The sequence below is a fragment of the Streptomyces sp. NPDC079141 genome, assembly GCF_040686775.1.
Lineage (GTDB): Bacteria > Actinomycetota > Actinomycetes > Streptomycetales > Streptomycetaceae > Streptomyces.
The window spans coordinates 63,499-81,579 of sequence record NZ_JBFBLP010000017.1 but is presented as its reverse complement, the minus strand read 5'-3'; the positions used below and the strand labels follow the sequence as shown (position 1 = coordinate 81,579).

16 protein-coding genes are annotated in these 18,081 nt (G+C 69.9%); 13 read left to right on the top strand and 3 right to left on the bottom strand.

Going from position 1 to position 18,081, the window contains the following annotated elements; genetic code table 11:
* The first annotated feature begins 169 nt into the window (after positions 1-169).
* From AB0Q90_RS33945 to mutM, 8 genes are all read left to right on the top strand, one after another.
* Complete coding sequence (locus AB0Q90_RS33945) at positions 170-3,214, top strand: helicase-related protein (RefSeq protein ID WP_363162374.1); 3,045 nt, start codon at positions 170-172, stop codon at positions 3,212-3,214.
* A 104-nt stretch (positions 3,215-3,318) separates the two neighbouring features.
* Entirely contained in the window at positions 3,319-3,906 is a 588-nt protein-coding gene (rsmD, locus tag AB0Q90_RS33940; protein WP_363162373.1) for a 16S rRNA (guanine(966)-N(2))-methyltransferase RsmD, read from the top strand.
* Positions 3,907-3,932: 26 nt separating this feature from the next.
* Positions 3,933-4,412 carry a pantetheine-phosphate adenylyltransferase gene (coaD, locus tag AB0Q90_RS33935; protein ID WP_363162486.1) on the top strand — a complete coding sequence of 160 codons (480 nt, stop codon included), beginning with the start codon at positions 3,933-3,935 and terminating at the stop codon, positions 4,410-4,412.
* Between the two features lie 58 nt (positions 4,413-4,470).
* Positions 4,471-5,499: an ATP synthase F0 subunit B gene (locus AB0Q90_RS33930; RefSeq protein ID WP_363162372.1), complete on the top strand. Its 1,029-nt coding sequence runs from the start codon at positions 4,471-4,473 to the stop codon at positions 5,497-5,499.
* Between the two features lie 133 nt (positions 5,500-5,632).
* Positions 5,633-6,283: a YceD family protein gene (locus tag AB0Q90_RS33925; RefSeq protein WP_363162371.1), complete on the top strand. Its 651-nt coding sequence runs from the start codon at positions 5,633-5,635 to the stop codon at positions 6,281-6,283.
* Positions 6,284-6,285: 2 nt separating this feature from the next.
* Entirely contained in the window at positions 6,286-6,459 is a 174-nt protein-coding gene (gene rpmF, locus AB0Q90_RS33920) for a 50S ribosomal protein L32 (protein ID WP_103781676.1), read from the top strand.
* A 7-nt stretch (positions 6,460-6,466) separates the two neighbouring features.
* A complete protein-coding gene (gene rnc, locus AB0Q90_RS33915) occupies positions 6,467-7,294 on the top strand; it encodes a ribonuclease III (protein ID WP_363162370.1) in 828 nt (275 codons plus the stop codon).
* Between the two features lie 68 nt (positions 7,295-7,362).
* Positions 7,363-8,223, top strand: coding sequence for a bifunctional DNA-formamidopyrimidine glycosylase/DNA-(apurinic or apyrimidinic site) lyase (gene mutM, locus AB0Q90_RS33910; RefSeq protein ID WP_363162369.1), 861 nt, complete (start codon positions 7,363-7,365; stop codon positions 8,221-8,223).
* Here mutM and AB0Q90_RS33905 read toward each other — a convergent pair.
* Entirely contained in the window at positions 8,196-8,597 is a 402-nt protein-coding gene (locus AB0Q90_RS33905) for a helix-turn-helix domain-containing protein (protein ID WP_363162368.1), read from the bottom strand. The genes mutM and AB0Q90_RS33905 overlap by 28 nt on opposite strands.
* Positions 8,598-8,705: 108 nt before the next feature.
* Here AB0Q90_RS33905 and AB0Q90_RS33900 point away from each other — a divergent pair, with 108 nt between their 5' ends.
* Positions 8,706-9,296: a flavodoxin family protein gene (locus AB0Q90_RS33900; RefSeq protein ID WP_363162367.1), complete on the top strand. Its 591-nt coding sequence runs from the start codon at positions 8,706-8,708 to the stop codon at positions 9,294-9,296.
* 98 nt (positions 9,297-9,394) lie between these two features.
* On the opposite strand, the gene AB0Q90_RS33895 is transcribed toward AB0Q90_RS33900, so the two are convergent.
* Positions 9,395-10,498, bottom strand: coding sequence for a CAP domain-containing protein (locus tag AB0Q90_RS33895; protein WP_363162366.1), 1,104 nt, complete (start codon positions 10,496-10,498; stop codon positions 9,395-9,397).
* A 160-nt stretch (positions 10,499-10,658) separates the two neighbouring features.
* Here AB0Q90_RS33895 and AB0Q90_RS33890 point away from each other — a divergent pair, with 160 nt between their 5' ends.
* The 4 genes from AB0Q90_RS33890 (at position 10,659) to AB0Q90_RS33875 (ending at position 16,959) form a co-directional block, all read left to right on the top strand.
* A complete protein-coding gene (locus AB0Q90_RS33890) occupies positions 10,659-10,940 on the top strand; it encodes an acylphosphatase (RefSeq protein ID WP_363162365.1) in 282 nt (93 codons plus the stop codon).
* A 378-nt stretch (positions 10,941-11,318) separates the two neighbouring features.
* Complete coding sequence (locus AB0Q90_RS33885) at positions 11,319-11,522, top strand: hypothetical protein (RefSeq protein WP_016432419.1); 204 nt, start codon at positions 11,319-11,321, stop codon at positions 11,520-11,522.
* A gap of 212 nt (positions 11,523-11,734) precedes the next feature.
* Positions 11,735-15,322, top strand: coding sequence for a chromosome segregation protein SMC (smc, locus tag AB0Q90_RS33880; RefSeq protein ID WP_363162364.1), 3,588 nt, complete (start codon positions 11,735-11,737; stop codon positions 15,320-15,322).
* 221 nt (positions 15,323-15,543) lie between these two features.
* Positions 15,544-16,959 (top strand): sugar porter family MFS transporter, encoded by a 1,416-nt coding sequence (locus tag AB0Q90_RS33875; protein ID WP_363162363.1) that lies wholly within the window; start codon positions 15,544-15,546, stop codon positions 16,957-16,959.
* An 81-nt stretch (positions 16,960-17,040) separates the two neighbouring features.
* Here AB0Q90_RS33875 and AB0Q90_RS33870 read toward each other — a convergent pair whose 3' ends face one another.
* On the bottom strand, positions 17,041-18,012 hold the full coding sequence (locus AB0Q90_RS33870; protein WP_363162362.1) for an LLM class flavin-dependent oxidoreductase: 972 nt from the start codon (positions 18,010-18,012) through the stop codon (positions 17,041-17,043).
* Positions 18,013-18,081 lie beyond the last annotated feature (69 nt).

Here is an 18,081-nt window from a genome sequence, read left to right as displayed (position 1 = left end):
GGGGAGGGTGACGGCGCGGGGTCGGGCGGTCCCTGTGGGGCGGTGACCGCGAAGGATGGCCGGAGCGCGCCATCCTAAAGCCCGAACGGCCGTCTGACCAGGGGTTTCCTCGGACGTTTACGGCGCCGACGGCCTGGGCCGTTACGGATTGTCAGTGCCGTGGTGTGCAATGGATCTCGTGCCCGCACTGGAAGAACCACTGAAGTCCGTGCTCGGCCCCGCCACCGCGAAGGTGATGGCCGAGCACCTCGGCCTGCACACCGTCGGTGACCTCCTGCACCACTACCCGCGCAGATACGAGGAGCGCGGCCAGCTCACCCACCTGGCCGACCTCCCGATGGACGAGCACGTCACGGTGGTCGCCCAGGTCGCCGACGCCCGACTGCACACCTTCGCCTCGGCCAAGGCCCCCCGAGGCAAGGGCCAGCGCCTGGAAGTGACCATCACCGACGGCAGCGGCCGGCTCCAACTGGTCTTCTTCGGCAACGGCGTTCACAAGCCCCACAAGGAGCTCCTGCCGGGCACGCGCGCGATGTTCGCGGGCAAGGTCTCCGTCTTCAACCGCCGCCTCCAGCTCGCCCACCCGGCCTACGAGCTGCTGCGCGGCGACGGCGACGAGACGGTCGAGACCTGGGCCGGCGCCCTGATCCCCATCTACCCCGCCACCGCCAAGCTGGAGTCCTGGAAGATCGGCAAGGCGGTCCAGACGGCACTGCCGAGCGCCCAGGAAGCCGTCGACCCCCTCCCGGACACTCTCCGTGAGGGCCGCGGCCTGGTCCCGCTGCCCGAGGCACTCCTGAAGATCCACCGCCCGCACACCAAGGCCGACATCGACGACGCCCGCTCCCGCCTGAAGTGGGACGAGGCCTTCGTCCTCCAGGTCGCCCTGGCGCGCCGCCGGCACACCGACGCCCAACTCCCCGCGGTCGCCCGCAAACCCCGGCCCGACGGCCTCCTCACGGCCTTCGACGACCGACTGCCCTTCACCCTCACCGAGGGTCAGCAGCGGGTCTCCAAGGAGATCTTCGACGACCTGGCCACGGAGCATCCGATGCACCGGCTGCTCCAGGGGGAGGTGGGTTCGGGCAAGGCGCAGCCTCTCGACTCGCTCGTGCTCACGCCCGCCGGTTTCCGCCGCATGGGTGACCTGAAAGTGCGGGACGAGGTCGTCGTCCCGGACGGAGGGATCGCGCTGATCGACGGCGTCTTTCCGCAAGGGGAGCGTGATGTCTGGCGGCTGGTCCTGTCGGACGGGAGCTCTGTCGAGTGCGACGACGAGCATCTGTGGATCGTCGGCACGAGTGGCGGATGGCAGCGTGGCCGGGCTCCCCAGGTCATGACGACCCGGGAGATCCGCCTGGACGCGTCCGAGGCCGACGGGTCCGCGAAGTGGTACCTCCCGGCAGCCACCCCGGTCGATCTCGGGAACGACTCGGCACTTCCGCTCGACCCGTATCAGCTGGGCCTCCGCCTCGCGGACGGATCGGCCGGTCCCGACCCGCGTCCGTCCACGGCCGGCGACGACATCGCATGCGTTCCCGAGGAATTCAAGAACACCTCGATCAAGAACCGGCTCGCTCTGCTGCAAGGCCTGCTGGACGCCGAAGGCACCATCCACCAGGACGGCTTGAGCATCTCGCTCCGTCCGGCCTCGCGCGGGCTAGCGGACGACATCGCCTGGCTGGTGCGTTCGCTCGGCGGCCGGGCGCATGTCCTGCCGGAGCAAGCCGCCTACAGCGTCTCGGTGGCCCTGCCCGACGAGCACACCCCCTTCAGGCTCACCCACAAGGCAGAAGGCCTACGACCGCGGCCGGAGCACAACACCTTCCGGCGCGGAATCACGGCGGTCGAGTACGTGGGGCGAAAGCCCGTCCAGTGCATCAGCGTCGCCCACCCGAGCCATGCCTACGTCACCGACAACTTCACCGTCACCCACAACACCATGGTCGCCCTGCGCGCCATGCTCGCCACCGTCGACGCCGGCGGCCAGGCCGCCATGCTCGCGCCCACCGAGGTCCTCGCCCAGCAGCACCACCGCTCCGTCGTCGAGATGATGGGTGAACTGGCCGAGGGCGGCATGCTGGGCGGCGCGGAGCACGCCACCAAGGTCGTGCTGCTCACCGGCTCCATGGGCGCCGCCCCCCGCCGCCAGGCGCTGCTCGACCTCGTCACCGGCGAGGCCGGCATCGTGATCGGCACCCACGCGCTGATCGAGGACAAGGTCCAGTTCCACGACCTCGGTCTGGTCGTCGTCGACGAACAGCACCGCTTCGGCGTCGAACAGCGCGACGCCCTGCGCGGCAAGGGCAAACAGCCCCCGCACCTGCTGGTCATGACGGCCACCCCCATCCCGCGCACGGTCGCCATGACCGTCTTCGGCGACCTGGAGACCTCCGTCCTCGACCAACTCCCGGCCGGCCGCTCGCCGATCGCCAGCCATGTCGTCCCGGCCGCCGACAAGCCCCACTTCCTCACGCGCGCGTGGGAGCGCGTGCGCGAGGAGGTCGAGAACGGCCACCAGGCCTACGTCGTCTGTCCGCGCATCGGCGACGAGGAAGTGGACCCCAAGAAGAAGTCCGCCGAGGACGAGGCCGAGAAGCGCCCGCCGCTCGCCGTCCTCGACGTGGCCGACCAGCTGGCCAAGGGCCCCCTCCAGGGACTCAAGGTCGAGGTCCTGCACGGCCGTATGCACCCCGACGACAAGGACGCGGTCATGCGCCGCTTCGCCGCCGGGGAGACGCACGTCCTGGTCGCCACGACCGTCATCGAGGTCGGCGTCAACGTCCCCAACGCCACCGCAATGGTGATCATGGACGCCGACCGCTTCGGCGTCTCCCAGCTGCACCAGCTGCGCGGCCGGGTGGGCCGTGGCTCGGCAGCCGGCCTCTGCCTCCTGGTCACCGAGATGCCGGAGGCCAGCGCCGCCCGCCAGCGCCTGAACGCGGTCGCCGCCACCCTCGACGGCTTCGAGCTCTCCCGCATCGACCTGGAACAGCGCCGCGAGGGCGACGTCCTCGGCCAGGCCCAGTCCGGCGCCCGCACCAGCCTGCGGATGCTCGCGGTCATTGAGGACGAGGAGATCATCGCGGAGGCGAGGGAGGAAGCGACGGCAGTGGTGGCGGCAGATCCGGAACTCAAGAACCTCCCTGGCCTGAGAACGGCCCTGGACGCCCTCTTGGACGAGGAAAGGGAGCAGTACCTGGACAAGGGGTGAAGTGGACCCCCAGGGGCGCGGGGCTGTACTCCATATGCGGCTACCGCCGCGCGGGCGCGACCAGCCACACTGAACGTAAAGCCGACCACGACCAAGGACCGAACATGACCCGCGTGATCGCCGGCGCAGCCGGCGGCCGTCGCCTCGCCGTGCCGCCCGGCAATGGCACCCGCCCCACCTCCGACCGCGCACGCGAGGGCCTCTTCTCCACCTGGCAGTCCCTCCTCGGCGGCCCCCTGGCCGGCGAACGGGTCCTCGACCTGTACGCGGGATCGGGCGCGGTCGGCCTGGAGGCCCTGTCCCGGGGCGCGAGCCACACCCTCCTCGTCGAGGCAGACGCCCGCGCGGCCCGTGTCATCCGCGAGAACGTCAAGAACCTCGGCCTGCCCGGCGCCGAGGTGAGGGCGGGCAAGGCCGAACAGATCATCCGGACTCCGGCGCCGGCCCAGCCGTACGACCTCGTTTTCCTCGACCCCCCGTACGCCGTCTCGGACGACGATCTTCGCGAGATTCTCCTCACACTCCGCACAGAAGGCTGGCTCGCGCCGGACGCGCTCGTCACCGTGGAGCGCAGCACCAGAGGCGGCGAATTCCGCTGGCCGGACGGTTTCGAAGCGATCAGGGCCCGTCGCTACGGCGAGGGAACGTTTTGGTACGGTCGCGCCGCCTCAACGTGCGAAGACGCACGATGACCGGACCGGAGAGCGAGGGACCTCAAGTGCGCCGTGCCGTCTGTCCCGGGTCGTTCGACCCGATCACCAACGGACACCTCGACATCATTGCCCGTGCCTCCAGGCTGTACGACGAGGTCTACGTCGCGGTGATGATCAACCAGTCCAAGAAGGGCCTGTTCGAGGTCGAGGAGCGACTCGACCTGATCCGCCGGGTCACCGCCGAGTACGGGAACGTACGCGTCGAGGCCTTCCACGGCCTCCTCGTCGACTTCTGCAAGCAGCGCGACATCCCCGCCATCGTCAAGGGCCTGCGCGCGGTCAGCGACTTCGACTACGAGCTCCAGATGGCCCAGATGAACAACGGCCTCTCGGGCGTCGAGACGCTCTTCGTGCCCACCAACCCGACCTACAGCTTCCTGTCCTCCTCGCTCGTCAAGGAGGTCGCGACCTGGGGCGGCGACGTTTCCCACCTGGTCCCGCCGGCGGTCCTGGAAGCCCTGAACAAGCGCCTCCACAAGGACTGATGGGGCTACAGTCGTCCCGTCCGTCTCCAACACAGCTGTAGAGAGTGGCGAGCACACGGTGGACGTGCAGAAGAAGCTCGACGAGATCGTCGCGGCGGTCTCCAGCGCCCGGTCGATGCCGATGTCGGCCTCGTGCGTGGTCAACCGCGCCGAACTGCTCTCGATGCTGGAAGAGGTGCGCCAGGCCCTGCCCGGCTCCCTCGCGCAGGCGCAGGAGCTGATCGGCGACCGTGAGCAGATGGTCGAGCAGGCCCGCCAGGAGGCCGAGCGGATCATCCGCTCCGCGCACGCCGAGCGCGGCTCCCTGATCTCCGACACGGAGGTCGCCCGCCGCTCCCAGGCCGAGGGCGACCGCATCCTCTCCGAGGCCCGCCAGGAGGCCGAGGAGATCCGCGCGGAGGCCGACGACTACGTCGACTCCAAGCTCGCCAACTTCGAGGTCGTCCTCACCAAGACCCTCGGCTCCGTCGGCCGCGGCCGCGAGAAGCTGCTCGGCACCGGTCCGGGCGTCGACGAGCAGGGCTACGAGGACGAGGACGCCCCCGAGCGCAGCCACGACCCGGAGACCCTGCGCCGCAGCGCCGACGAATACGTGGACGTAAAGCTGGGCGCCTTCGAGGCCGTCCTCGCCAAGACCCTGGAGGCCGTCGGCAAGGGCCGCCAGAAGCTGCACGGCCGTATCGCCACCGACGACCTCGGCGCCCTCGCCGACGACATGAGCACCGTCCAGCACTCCAGCGACGCCGACTACCTGGCCGACCTGGCCGCCCTCGCGGAGCAGGACGCCCCGGCCGCGCAGCAGCAGCCCGCGCAGCCGGACTACGCCCCGCAGCAGCCGGCGTACGACACCTACGGCGGCTACCAGCAGCCCGCCTACGCCCAGCAGGACCCGTACGGCTACCAGCAGGCCGACCCCTACGCCTACCAGGGCTACGACGCCCAGCAGCCGGCGTACGACCCGCAGCAGGTGCCCCAGCAGGCCCAGCAGGCCCAGCAGGGCTACGCCCTCGACGAGACCAGCCTCTTCGACACCGGCATGATCAGCGCGGAGCAGCTGCGCGCCTACGAACAGGGCCGGGGCCAGTAAGGCACCACCGGATTGGGCCGTGAGCGAAAGGTCCAGTATCCTGGCTCTTCGGTCGCGCGTACGTCCGCGATCAGCGCTGCCCGGGAACACCGAAGGGCAGCGTCCCCCTGAGCTCAGAAGATCGAAAGCAGGAATGGCTCTGAACGCCCGCCTCGACCACCGCAACCCTCTCGTGTTCGACACACACGAGCTGGGGCGGCGTCCTGGCGCGCTGCAGCGCCTGACCCGCTCGATCGACGCTCCCCGGGACCTCGGTATCGAGGGGGTCATCGGAGTGCCGGTAGGCGCACCGATGGAGCTCGACCTCCGGCTTGAGTCGGTCATGGAAGGGGTGCTTGTCACAGGCACCGCCCGTGCACAGGCCAAGGGGGAGTGCGTAAGGTGTCTGGAGCCGCTTCAGCTCGACGTCGAAGCGGACTTCCAGGAGATGTTCTCGTACCCTGACGCCGACGATCGAGGCCGCCCCAAGGCGGAACCGACCGACGACGCCGAGGAAGACGAGGACAGGCTCTTCATCGAGGACGGCCTGTTCGACCTCGAACCCGTGCTGCGTGATGCGGTGGTGCTCGCACTGCCGATGCAGCCGGTGTGCCAGGAAGACTGCCCAGGTCTGTGCGCCGAGTGCGGCGCGCGCCTTGCGGACGACCCGGACCACCACCATGACGCCGTCGACATCCGTTGGGCGGCACTGCAGGGACTCGCCGGTTCACTCGGAGACGGCGAGAAGGACGAGATGAGCGGCGCCGAAGCGGAAGCGGGCGTCGACGAGAAGCAGGAGAAGTAGCCGTGGCTGTTCCGAAGCGGAAGATGTCGCGCAGCAACACGCGCCACCGCCGGTCGCAGTGGAAGGCTGCGGTCCCCACCCTGGTTGCGTGCGAGCGCTGCCACGAGCCCAAGCAGCAGCACATCGCGTGCCCGTCTTGCGGCACCTACAACAAGCGCCAGGTCATCGAGGTCTGAGCGGCTGGTGAGAGGCACTGTGTCCACGCCTAAGAAGAACAGTTCCCGCGCGAGCGGGAATGGCCCGGCGGACAACACGGCCTCGTCCCACACGCTGTTGGAAGGGCGGCTCGGCTACAAGGTCGAGTCCGCCCTTCTGGTGCGTGCGCTGACCCACCGTTCGTACGCCTACGAGAACGGCGGTCTGCCGACGAACGAGCGTCTGGAGTTCCTCGGGGACTCCGTGCTCGGCCTCGTCGTCACGGACACGCTGTATCGCACCCACCCCGACCTGCCCGAAGGCCAACTGGCCAAGTTGCGGGCCGCGGTGGTCAATTCGCGTGCGTTGGCGGAGGTCGGCCGCGGGCTCGACCTGGGCTCCTTCATCCGGCTCGGCCGTGGTGAAGAGGGCACGGGCGGCCGGGACAAGGCGTCCATCCTTGCCGACACCCTGGAAGCGGTGATCGGCGCGGTCTATCTCGACCAGGGACTGGACTCGGCGGCGGAGCTGGTGCACCGCCTGTTCGATCCCCTGATCGAGAAGTCCTCGAACCTCGGAGCCGGCCTGGACTGGAAGACCAGTCTCCAGGAGCTCACCGCGACCGAGGGGCTCGGCGTGCCCGAGTACCTGGTCACGGAGACCGGACCCGACCACGAGAAGACCTTCACTGCTGCCGCCCGCGTCGGAGGCGTCTCGTACGGCACCGGCACCGGCCGCAGCAAGAAGGAGGCGGAGCAGCAGGCCGCCGAGTCCGCATGGCGGTCCATCCGGACCGCGGCGGACGAGCGCGCCAAGGCGGCCGAGACGGCCGCCGACACCGAGTCGGACACCGACGAGGCGTCCGCCTCCGCCTGACCGAACAGCACAGATCCGAGCGCCCGTCCCTTCACCGGGGCGGGCGCACCGGCTTGACGGGGGATCCCATGCCCGAGCTGCCCGAAGTCGAAGTCGTACGACGCGGTCTGGAGCGGTGGGTCGCCCATCGCACCGTCGCCGACGCCGAGGTGCTGCACCCGCGCGCGGTGCGCCGTCACCTCGCCGGCGCCGACGACTTCGTGCACCGTCTGAAGGGCCACCGCATCGGAGTCCCCAGCCGCCGCGGCAAGTACCTGTGGCTGCCCCTGGAGGACACCGATCAGTCGGTCCTGGCCCACCTCGGCATGAGCGGTCAGCTCCTGGTCCAGCCGCACGAGGCCCCGGCCGAGAAGCACCTCAGGATCCGGGTGCGCTTCGCCGACGCCCTCGGCACCGAGCTCCGCTTCGTCGACCAACGCACCTTCGGCGGCCTGTCGTTGCACGACAACACCCCCGACGGCCTGCCCGACGTCATCGCGCACATCGCCCGCGACCCGCTGGACCCGCTCTTCGACGACGAGGCCTTCCACCAGGCACTGCGCCGCAAGCGCACCACCATCAAACGGGCCCTGCTCGACCAGTCGTTGATCAGCGGCGTCGGCAACATCTACGCGGACGAGGCCCTTTGGCGCGCCCGCCTGCACTACGAGCGCCCGACCGCGACCTTCACCCGCCCGCGCACGCTCGAACTCCTGGGCCACGTACGGGACGTGATGAACGCCGCCCTCGCCGTCGGCGGCACCAGCTTCGACAGCCTGTACGTCAACGTCAACGGCGAGTCGGGCTACTTCGACCGCTCGCTCGACGCGTACGGCCGTGAAGGCCTGCCGTGCAAGCGGTGCGGTACGCCGATGCGTCGGCGCCCCTGGATGAACCGGTCCAGCTACTTCTGCCCCAAGTGTCAGCGGGCGCCACGGGTGTCGTCGTAGCGCTCCCGTGCTTCGAGCACGTCGTCCATGCGGCCCTCCAGGAAGTGGATGAGGCCGAGCAGCCGGGTGGCCACTTCGTGGCCCAGCGGCGTCAGTTCGTAATCCACGCGGGGCGGGTTGGTCGGCTGGGCCTCGCGGTGCACCAGGCCGTCGCGCTCCAGCGCGTGCAAGGTCTGGGACAGCATCTTCTCGCTCACGCCGTCGACGCGGCGGCGCAGCTCGTTGAAGCGCAGCGTTCCCTCGTGCAGCGCGCCGAGCGTGAGCGCGCCCCAGCGGCCCGTGACGTGCTCCAGCGTGCCCCGCGAGGGACAGGCCTTGGCGAACACGTTGTACGGGAGCTCCTGCTCCGCCGAGCGCTCCTGCGTGATGTCCATGACTGAAGCGTACTCGAAGGCAGCGCTAACCGATGGGTTGCACTAACGAAAAGTAAGTGCTTTCATTTCTTCATCGTCAATGACCTGCCCATTCCAGGAGTCCCCATCGTGACCACCCCCACCGTCTCCATCGCCTACCACTCCGGCTACGGCCACACCGCCGTCCTCGCCGAGGCCGTCCGCGCCGGTGCCGTCGAGGCCGGAGCCGAGGTGCACCTGATCAACGTCGCCGAGATCACCGACGAGCAGTGGGCGGCGCTCGACGGTTCGGACGCGATCGTCTTCGGTTCGCCGACCTATATGGGCACGGCGTCCGGCCCGTTCCACGTCTTCGCCGAGGCGACCTCGAAGCGCTGGTTCGGCCAGGACTGGAAGGACAAGCTGGCCGCCGGCTTCACCAACTCCGGCTCCAAGAGCGGCGACAAGCTGCACACCCTGCAGTTCTTCCAGATCCTCGCCGCGCAGCACGGCATGCACTGGATCAACCTCGGCCTGCACCCGGGCTGGAACAACAGCGAGGGCTCCGAGCACGACCTCAACCGCCTCGGCGTCTTCGCGGGCGCCGCCGCCCAGACCAACGTCGACCAGGGCCCGGACGCCGTCCACAAGGCCGACGTCGCAACGGCCGAACACCTGGGCCGCCGAATCGCCGAGACGGCGAAGGTCTTCGCACAGGGGCGCGCCGCGACCGCCGCGTAACCGATTGCGCAAACGCTTACGCGCCGACCGGCACAACCGGCGCACATGCGTGAGGGGCTCCCACCGGTGACCGGTGGGAGCCCCTCACGCATGCGGTCCTAGTAGCCGAAATTCTGCGTCCACCAGGGCCCGCCGGACCCGTAGTGGACACCCACACCCAGCGTCTTGAAGTCGCAGTTCAGGATGTTGGCCTTGTGGCCCGGGCTGTGCATCCAGGCGTCCATCACCGCGGCCGCGTCGGCCTGGCCCCGGGCTATGTTCTCGCCGCCGAGGTTGGTGATGCCGGCCTTGGCGGCCCGGTCCCACGGGCTTGCACCGTCCGGGTCGGTGTGGTCGAAGAAGTCGCGGGCGGCCATGTCCTCGCTGAAGGCCGTGGCCAGCTCGGTCAGCGCGCTGTTGGCGGCGACGGCGGAGCAGCCGACCTTCGCCCGCTCCTCGTTGACGAGCTTGAGGACCTCGGCCGCGGCGGCGGCCTCCGCGGAGACGGTCGCGGGCTCGGTGGTCTTCTCCGGGGCCTTGGTGGCGGCCTTCGACGGTGTGGTCTCCGGCGCCTTGGTGGGGGTGGCCGTCGGCTTCTCGGTCGGCTTCTTCGTCGGCGCGGCCGACGAGGTCGATGGCGAGGGAGAGGCCGTCCGCTCCTGGTCGCGGCTGGCCGGCGAGCTGTCGTCGCGGCTCTCGGCACTGCCCGACGTGCCGCCCTGCTCACTGGGCGAGCCGGTCGGGGAGTCGGCGGCCTGTACCTTGTCGCCGCTTCCTCCGCCGAGCTTGTAGTTGTCCCCGCCGGGCAGCACGCCCGTGGCGACCGCGACGGTGCCGATGGCCACGGCCGCCGAGACCCCGAGCAGACCGGTGCGCACCGGCCTGACGGCCTTCTTCTTCCGCCGGCGGTGCGAGCCCGCGTGCCGGGAGCCGTCGTCGGGGGTGAAGCCGTCGCTCGCGAAGACAGCGGTGTCCGTGGCCCGGGCGTAGTCCTCGGCGCGGCCGTCGCCGCGGCCGCCGTCGGCCGCGAAGAGGTAGGCCTCGGTCTGCGCGTAGGCACCGGCGTAGGCGTCCGGGTTCAGGTAGGGCGCGATGCCCACCGTGTCGCCCGCGTTCGAGTCCAGCGGGTCATGGCTCCCCGGAAAGGAACCGTCTGTCTGTGTGACCCCCGTGGCGCGGCCCGTGGCGGCGCGGCCGGCGGCGTGGCGTCGGTGGCGTCCCATGTCCTGGCCTTCCTCGTCCGTGCGGTCGACTCGTCCTCTGCGATCAACCCAACTCACTCGATCGAGTGAGTTTCATATGAGATTCATTGGGTGGGGACGGTACCGCATGCCGCTAGGTGAGGAAGTGCCCAGAGAGACATTGGCCGGTTAGGTTGCAGCTATGAGCGAGGATGTACGGCTGGTCGCCTGGGTGCGTGGACGTGTCCAAGGTGTGGGTTTCCGCTGGTTCACGCGTGCCAAGGCACTGGAGATCGGCGGCCTGAGTGGTTTTGCTCTCAATTTGGAGGACGGACGGGTCCAAGTGGTCGCCGAAGGCGCACGCACGGGCTGTCAGGGACTCCTCGACTGGCTCCAGGGCGACGACACGCCCGGCCGCGTGGAGGGCGTAACCGAGATCTGGGACACACCTCGCGGCGGCTACGACGGCTTCGCCATCCGGTGATCGCGTTCCGCGCGGCGGCCCCCGCGAAGCGGAGGGGAATGCCACCGGCACCTGCCCGGAGCAGAAAGGGGCAGGTGGTTGCCAAGAAGCGCTTGCGATGGCAGGCTCCGCACGTAAGGATGATCGCCACGCCCTGAGGGCCCCGCAGCAGTCGCAGCGCCGCCGTTTCCGGCCGCGCGCACCCGGGTTGCCCCCAATACGGGGCGTGATCGTGTTGACCGTCAAACTTTTTGGTGAGACGCTGAAAGCCCCGCGCACCTTAGCTGTTTGGCATGTAAGAACGGCAGCGAGAACTCAAGAGTGCCAAGCACCGTGGGTGCGAATCCCTCACGACCCACACCGCTTCGGTCGGTCACTCATTGTGGAGGACCATCCATCATGGCAAAGGCGCTTCTCGGTTACGTCGGCGGCTCCGACCCTCGACTCCTCGCCGAGATGCGACGGCTCCAGCAGCGTGTACAGGACCTGGAATCCGAGCTCGTACGGATCCAGGCGGAGAACGACGCGCTCGCGGCTGCCGCTTCTCACGACAGGATCATGGAGAGCATCGACGCACACCAGGCGGAGCCTGCGCTCACCTGATCACTGCATCGCTCCACGACAGCTCATGCAGTGGTTGGGCAGCCCACATCAACCGCTAAGTTGTCAGAGTTGCAAGGGACGCTTCGGCGTCCCTTCTTTCTTTCCCCCGTGCATCCTTTCACCGTCTTTAACGTCTGGTCTGCCCTGCACATTCATGGGTGAAACCGCGCGTTCATGGAGTGAGACACCCCCGGAAGGTAGAGTCCAGCGGCGTGCACCTCAAGGCCCTGACCCTCCGCGGGTTCAAGTCGTTCGCATCGGCGACCACACTCCGGTTCGAGCCGGGGATCACGTGCGTCGTCGGACCGAACGGCTCGGGCAAGTCCAATGTCGTGGACGCGCTCAGCTGGGTCATGGGCGAGCAGGGCGCCAAGTCGCTGCGCGGCGGCAAGATGGAGGACGTCATCTTCGCCGGCACCACCGGGCGCCCGCCGCTCGGCCGCGCCGAGGTGTCGCTGACCATCGACAACTCCGACGGGGCCCTCCCGATCGAGTACGCCGAGGTCACCATCACGCGGATCATGTTCCGCAACGGCGGCAGCGAGTACCAGATCAACGGCGACACCTGCCGGCTTCTCGACATCCAGGAACTCCTCTCCGACTCCGGCATCGGCCGCGAGATGCACGTCATCGTCGGCCAGGGCCAGCTCGACTCCGTGCTGCACGCCGACCCCATGGGCCGCCGCGCCTTCATCGAGGAGGCCGCCGGCGTCCTCAAGCACCGCAAGCGCAAGGAGAAGGCCCTCAGGAAACTGGACGCCATGCAGGCCAACCTCGCGCGCGTGCAGGACCTGACCGACGAGCTCCGCAGGCAGCTCAAGCCCCTCGGCCGGCAGGCCGCGGTCGCACGCCGGGCCGCCGTGATCCAGGCCGACCTGCGCGACGCACGCCTGAGGCTCCTCGCCGACGACCTCGTACGACTGCGCGAGGCGCTCCAGACGGAGATCGCCGACGAGGCCGCCCTGAAGGAGCGCAAGGAGGCGGCCGAGGAGGAGCTGAAGAAGGCGCTCCAGCGCGAGGCGCTCCTGGAGGACGAGGTACGGCAGCTCACGCCGCGCCTCCAGCGCGCCCAGCAGACCTGGTACGAGCTCTCGCAGCTGGCCGAGCGGGTGCGCGGCACGATCTCGCTCGCCGACGCGCGCGTGAAGAGCGCGACGTCCGCGCCGCCGGAGGAGCGCCGCGGGCGCGACCCCGAGGACATGGAGCGCGAGGCCGCGCGGATCCGCGAGCAGGAGGCCGAACTCGAAGCGGCCCTGGAGGCGGCCGAGCGGGCGCTGGAGGACACCGTCGCCCACCGCGCCGAGCTGGAACGCGAACTGGCCCAGGAGGAACGGCGTCTGAAGGACGTCGCCCGCGCCATCGCCGACCGCCGCGAGGGCCTGGCCCGGCTGAACGGCCAGGTGAACGCCGCCCGTTCGCGGGCCGCCGCCGCCCAGTCCGAGATCGACCGGCTGGCCACCGCCCGCGACGAGGCCCAGGAACGCGCCGTCGCCGCGCAGGAGGAGTACGAGGCCCTCAAGGCCGAGGTCGACGGTCTCGACGCGGGCGACGCGGAGTTGGCCGAGCGGCACGACGCGGCGAAGGAACGGCTCACCGAGGCGGAGGCCGCGCTGACGGCGGCCCGGGAAGCGGTCACCGCGGAGGAACGCAGGCGCGCGGCGACCCAGGCCCGGCACGAGGCACTGGCGCTGGGGCTGAGGCGAAAGGACGGCACGGGAGCGCTGCTCGGCGCGCAGGACCGGCTGACGGGGCTGCTGGGCCCGGCGGCGGAGCTGCTGACGGTGACACCGGGGTACGAGGTCCCGCTGGCGGCGGCTTTCGGCGCGGCGGCGGATGCCCTCGCGGTGACCTCGCCGTCGTCGGCGGCGGAGGCGATCCGGCTGCTGCGGAAGCAGGACGGGGGGAGGGCCTCCCTGTTGCTGGCAGGTGCTCCGGACGAAGCGCCCCACAGGGACGCGCGGCACGGCGCGACCAGCCACAACGAACCCGCGGACGCCCAACGGCCGCACGCCGCGGACTTCGTCCGCGGCCCCGCCGACCTCATGCCCGCCGTACGCCGCCTGCTTCGCGGAATCGTCGTCGTAGGCACCCTCGAAGACGCCGAGGACCTCGTCTACGGCCACCCCGACCTGACCGCCGTCACCGCCGAAGGCGACCTGCTGGGAGCGCACTTCGCGCACGGCGGGTCCGCAGGCGCGCCCAGCCTGCTCGAAGTGCAGGCCTCCGTGGACGAGGCCGCCGCCGAGCTCGAAGAGCTCGCCGTGCGCTGCGAGCAGCTCACCGAGGCTCAGCACACGGCGGCCCAGAACCGCACGGAGTGCTCCGCGCTCGTCGAGGAGCTGGGTGAACGGCGCCGGGCCGCCGAGCGGGAGAAGTCGGCCGTCGCGCAGCAGCTCGGCCGACTGGCCGGGCAGGCGCGCGGTGCCGCCGGTGAGGCCGAGCGCAGTGTCGCCGCGGCGGCGCGGGCGCAGGAGGCTCTCGACAAGGCGCTGGCGGAGGCCGAGGAGCTCGCCGAGCGGCTCGCCGTCGCGGAGGAGATGCCGGTCGAGGAGGAGCCCGACACGTCCGCACGGGATCGGCTCGCCGCCGACGGGGCCAACGCCCGGCAGACCGAGATGGAGGCCCGCCTCCAGGTCCGTACCCACGAAGAGCGCGTCAAGGGGCTCGCCGGCCGCGCCGACTCCCTGGACCGGGCCGCCCGCGCGGAACGCGAGGCACGCGCGCGTGCCGAACAGCGGCGGGCCCGGATGCGGCACGAGGCCGCCGTGGCCGAGGCCGTCGCCTCCGGTGCCCGGCAGCTGCTCGCGCATGTGGAGGTGTCGCTCGGGCGGGCCGACGAGGAGCGCACCGCCGCCGAGGCCGCCAAGGCGCGGCGCGAGCAGGAACTGACCGTTGCCCGGGGCCGGGGCCGCGACCTCAAGGCCGAGCTCGACAAGCTGACGGACTCGGTCCACCGGGGAGAGGTGCTCGGCGCCGAGAAGCGGCTGCGGATCGAGCAGCTGGAGACGAAGGCGCTGGAGGAGCTCGGCGTCGAACCGGCGGGACTGGTGTCGGAGTACGGCCCCCAGCAGCCCGTACCGCCCTCGCCCCCGGCCGAGGGCGAGGAGCTGCCGGAGGATCCCGGGCATCCCCGCAACCAGCCGAGGCCGTTCGTGCGGGCCGAGCAGGAGAAGCGGCTCAAGGCGGCCGAACGGGCGTATCAGCAGCTCGGCAAGGTGAATCCGCTGGCCCTGGAGGAGTTCGCCGCGCTGGAGGAACGCCACAAGTTCCTCAGCGAGCAGCTGGAAGACCTGAAGAAGACCCGCGCCGACCTGCTCCAGGTCGTCAAGGAGGTCGACGAGCGCGTCGAGCAGGTCTTCACCGAGGCGTACCGGGACACGGCCCGGGAGTTCGAAGGGGTCTTCAGCAGGCTGTTCCCGGGTGGCGAGGGGCGGCTGATCCTGACCGACCCCGACAACATGCTGACCACGGGCGTGGACGTCGAGGCGCGTCCGCCGGGCAAGAAGGTCAAGCGGCTGTCGCTGCTGTCGGGCGGCGAGCGCTCACTGACCGCCGTCGCCCTCCTGGTGTCGATCTTCAAGGCCCGGCCCAGCCCGTTCTATGTCATGGACGAGGTCGAGGCGGCCCTCGACGACACCAACCTCCAGCGGCTGATCCGCATCATGCAGGAGCTGCAGGAGGCCTCGCAGCTCATCGTGATCACGCACCAGAAGCGGACCATGGAGGTCGCCGACGCGCTGTACGGCGTCTCCATGCAGGGCGACGGTGTGTCGAAGGTCATCAGCCAGCGGCTTCGTTGACCGCCGACTGACTCCCGACCTCGATCTCTTTAACTCTTGAACACAAGCCGACGCGCCGTGCCTCAAAATTCACAGCAAAGGAACTCTTGACTTCGAAACTTGAAGACATAGGGTCTGCAACGTTGCTTTTACCTTCAGGTGGTGGCGGGCGTGGAGCTATGCCCCACTGGAAGGGCTCACCCCCCACCCGGCAGCGTTGCCGGGGGCCCGAGGAGTTTCACGTGACCAGCACATCGCAGGCACCCAAGTCAGGAGCCAGGACGGCGCCGCCCGAGCACCTCGGGCACGTCGTCTTCATCACGGCCGCAGCCGCCCTCGGCGGTTTTCTCTTCGGCTACGACAGCTCTGTCATCAACGGCGCCAACGGTGGCATCCAGGACCGGTTCAACCTCAGTTCCGGAGCCACCGGTACGGTCGCCGCCTGCGCCCTGCTGGGCAGTGCCGTGGGTGCCGCGATCGCCGGCCGCATCGCCGACCGCATCGGCCGTATCCGCGTCATGCAGATCGCGGCGGTGCTGTTCGCCGTGAGTGCCGTCGGTTCCGGTCTTCCCTTCGCCGCATGGGACCTCGCCGCCTGGCGCGTCCTCGGCGGCATAGCGATCGGCATGGCCTCGGTCATCGGCCCGGCCTACATCGCCGAGGTCGCCCCGCCCGCGTACCGCGGCCGGCTCGCCTCCTTCCAGCAGGCCGCCATCGTCATCGGCATCGCCATCTCGCAGCTCGTGAACTGGGCCATCCTCAACATGGCCGACGGCGAGGAGCGCGGGACGGTCGCGGGCCTTGAGGCCTGGCAGTGGATGCTCGGCGTGATGGTCGTTCCCGCGCTCATCTACGGCCTGATGTCCTTCGCGATCCCCGAGTCGCCCCGCTTCCTGATCAGCGTCGGCCGGGTCGACGAGGCCAAGAAGGTACTCGCCGACGTCGAGGGCGACATCGACCTGGACGCGCGCGTCGCCGAGATCGACGACGCCATGCGCAGTGACCACAAGTCGACGTTCAGGGACCTGCTCGGCGGCCGCTTCGGCCTGCTGCCGATCGTCTGGATCGGCATCGGCCTCTCCGTCTTCCAGCAGCTGGTCGGCATCAACGTCATCTTCTACTACTCGAACCTGCTGTGGCAGTCCGTCGGCGTCGACCCGTCGAGCTCGTTCTTCTACTCGTTCGAGACCTCGATCATCAACATCATCGGCACCGTGATCGCGATGATCTTCGTCGACCGCATCGGCCGCAAGCCGCTCGCCCTCATCGGCTCGGTCGGCATGGGCATCTCGCTGGCGCTGGCCGCCTGGGCGTTCTCCTTCCAGAACGGCAACGACCCGCTGCCGACCGCGCAGGGCTACGTCGCACTGATCGCCGCCAACGCCTTCGTGCTCTTCTTCGCCCTGTCGTGGGGTGTGGTCGTCTGGGTCATGCTGGGCGAGGTCTTCCCCAACAAGATCCGTGCCGCAGCGCTCGGCGTGGCCGCCTCGGCCCAGTGGCTCGCCAACTGGGTGATCACCATCACCTTCCCGGACCTCGCGGACTGGAACCTGTCGCTCACCTACGTCATGTACGCGGTGTTCGCCTTCCTCTCCATCCCGTTCATCCTCAAGTTCGTGCCCGAGACCAAGGGCAAAAAGCTGGAGGAGATGGGCTGAGCCCGTCACAGGCCCGAGGAGAAGGGGCCAAATCCCCGCTGCCCCCTCTCCTCGTACTCGTAGGAGACGTACTGCCCCGGCTCACTCACCGAGCCGGGGCAGTACGGCTTCGCAGAACAACCGCAGACTCCGCCATCCCTCCGCCACCGGCATCCCGCCCGCCAGCGGATGCAGGACGAGGTTGTCCAGCCCCTGCGCCACGCACTGCTCCGGCGTGAGGATGCGGTACACGCCCTCGGCGCGCAGTTCGGCCACGGTCGTGGCCGCCGACTTCACGGCGGACCGTATGTCCCCCGACTGCCAGGAGGCGTAGGTGCGGGCCTCGTGCAGGAAGTGGCCGCCGTACTCGGCCCACGTCCGGTCGGGGTCCTCGGCGAGGTGCAGGAGCGGTGTCTCGGCCGCCGGCATCATGGTCCAGCCCTCGGTGCCGTACTCGACGAGCCGTTCCTTGTAGTACGCCTCCAGCTCGGGCAGGTGCGCGCTGGGAAAAAAGGGCAGGCCCAGGCGGGCGGCCCGGCGGGCGGCGGCCTTCGAGGAGCCGCCGACCAGCAGCAGGGGGTGCGGGTCGGTGCACGGGCGCGGGGTGACCCGTACCGTGCGGCCCCGGTAGGTGAACTCCTCGCCGGTCCATGCCTTCAGAACGGTCTCCAGCACCTCGTCCTGGAGCCGGCCGCGCCGGTGGAAGTCCACGCCGAACAGCGCGTACTCCTCGGGGCGGTACCCGATCCCCGCGACCGTCACCAGCCGGCCGCCGCTGAGCAGGTCCAGTACGGCGATGTCCTCGGCCAGCCGCAACGGGTCGTGCAACGGTCCGATCACCGCCGAGACCGTCACCGCCAGGCGGCGGGTCGCGCCGAACACCGCGCCCGCGAAGGTGAACGGCGACGGCAGCCAGTTGTTGTCGACGCCGTGGTGCTCCTCCGTCTGCACGGTGGTGATCCCGTGCTCGTCGGCGTACGCGGCCATCTCCAGGGCAGTGCGGTAGCGGGCGGCGAGCGAGGCGGCGGTGGCGCCGGGCTCGACGAGGTTGAAACGTAGGACCGTGACGGGCATGGCGAATCCCCCTTCACACGAGTGGAGGGGGAGGACGGTAGCTGACGGTTCGTCAGATCGCCATGCTTC

Coding starts and splice junctions, on each gene's coding strand:
- AB0Q90_RS33945 (WP_363162374.1), top strand. CDS start 170: ATGGATCTCGTGCCCGCACTGGAAGAACCACTGAAGTCCGTGCTCGGC.
- rsmD (WP_363162373.1), top strand. CDS start 3,319: ATGACCCGCGTGATCGCCGGCGCAGCCGGCGGCCGTCGCCTCGCCGTG.
- AB0Q90_RS33925 (WP_363162371.1), top strand. CDS start 5,633: ATGGCTCTGAACGCCCGCCTCGACCACCGCAACCCTCTCGTGTTCGAC.
- mutM (WP_363162369.1), top strand. CDS start 7,363: ATGCCCGAGCTGCCCGAAGTCGAAGTCGTACGACGCGGTCTGGAGCGG.
- AB0Q90_RS33905 (WP_363162368.1), bottom strand. CDS start 8,597: ATGGACATCACGCAGGAGCGCTCGGCGGAGCAGGAGCTCCCGTACAAC.
- AB0Q90_RS33895 (WP_363162366.1), bottom strand. CDS start 10,498: ATGGGACGCCACCGACGCCACGCCGCCGGCCGCGCCGCCACGGGCCGC.
- AB0Q90_RS33890 (WP_363162365.1), top strand. CDS start 10,659: ATGAGCGAGGATGTACGGCTGGTCGCCTGGGTGCGTGGACGTGTCCAA.
- AB0Q90_RS33885 (WP_016432419.1), top strand. CDS start 11,319: ATGGCAAAGGCGCTTCTCGGTTACGTCGGCGGCTCCGACCCTCGACTC.
- AB0Q90_RS33870 (WP_363162362.1), bottom strand. CDS start 18,012: ATGCCCGTCACGGTCCTACGTTTCAACCTCGTCGAGCCCGGCGCCACC.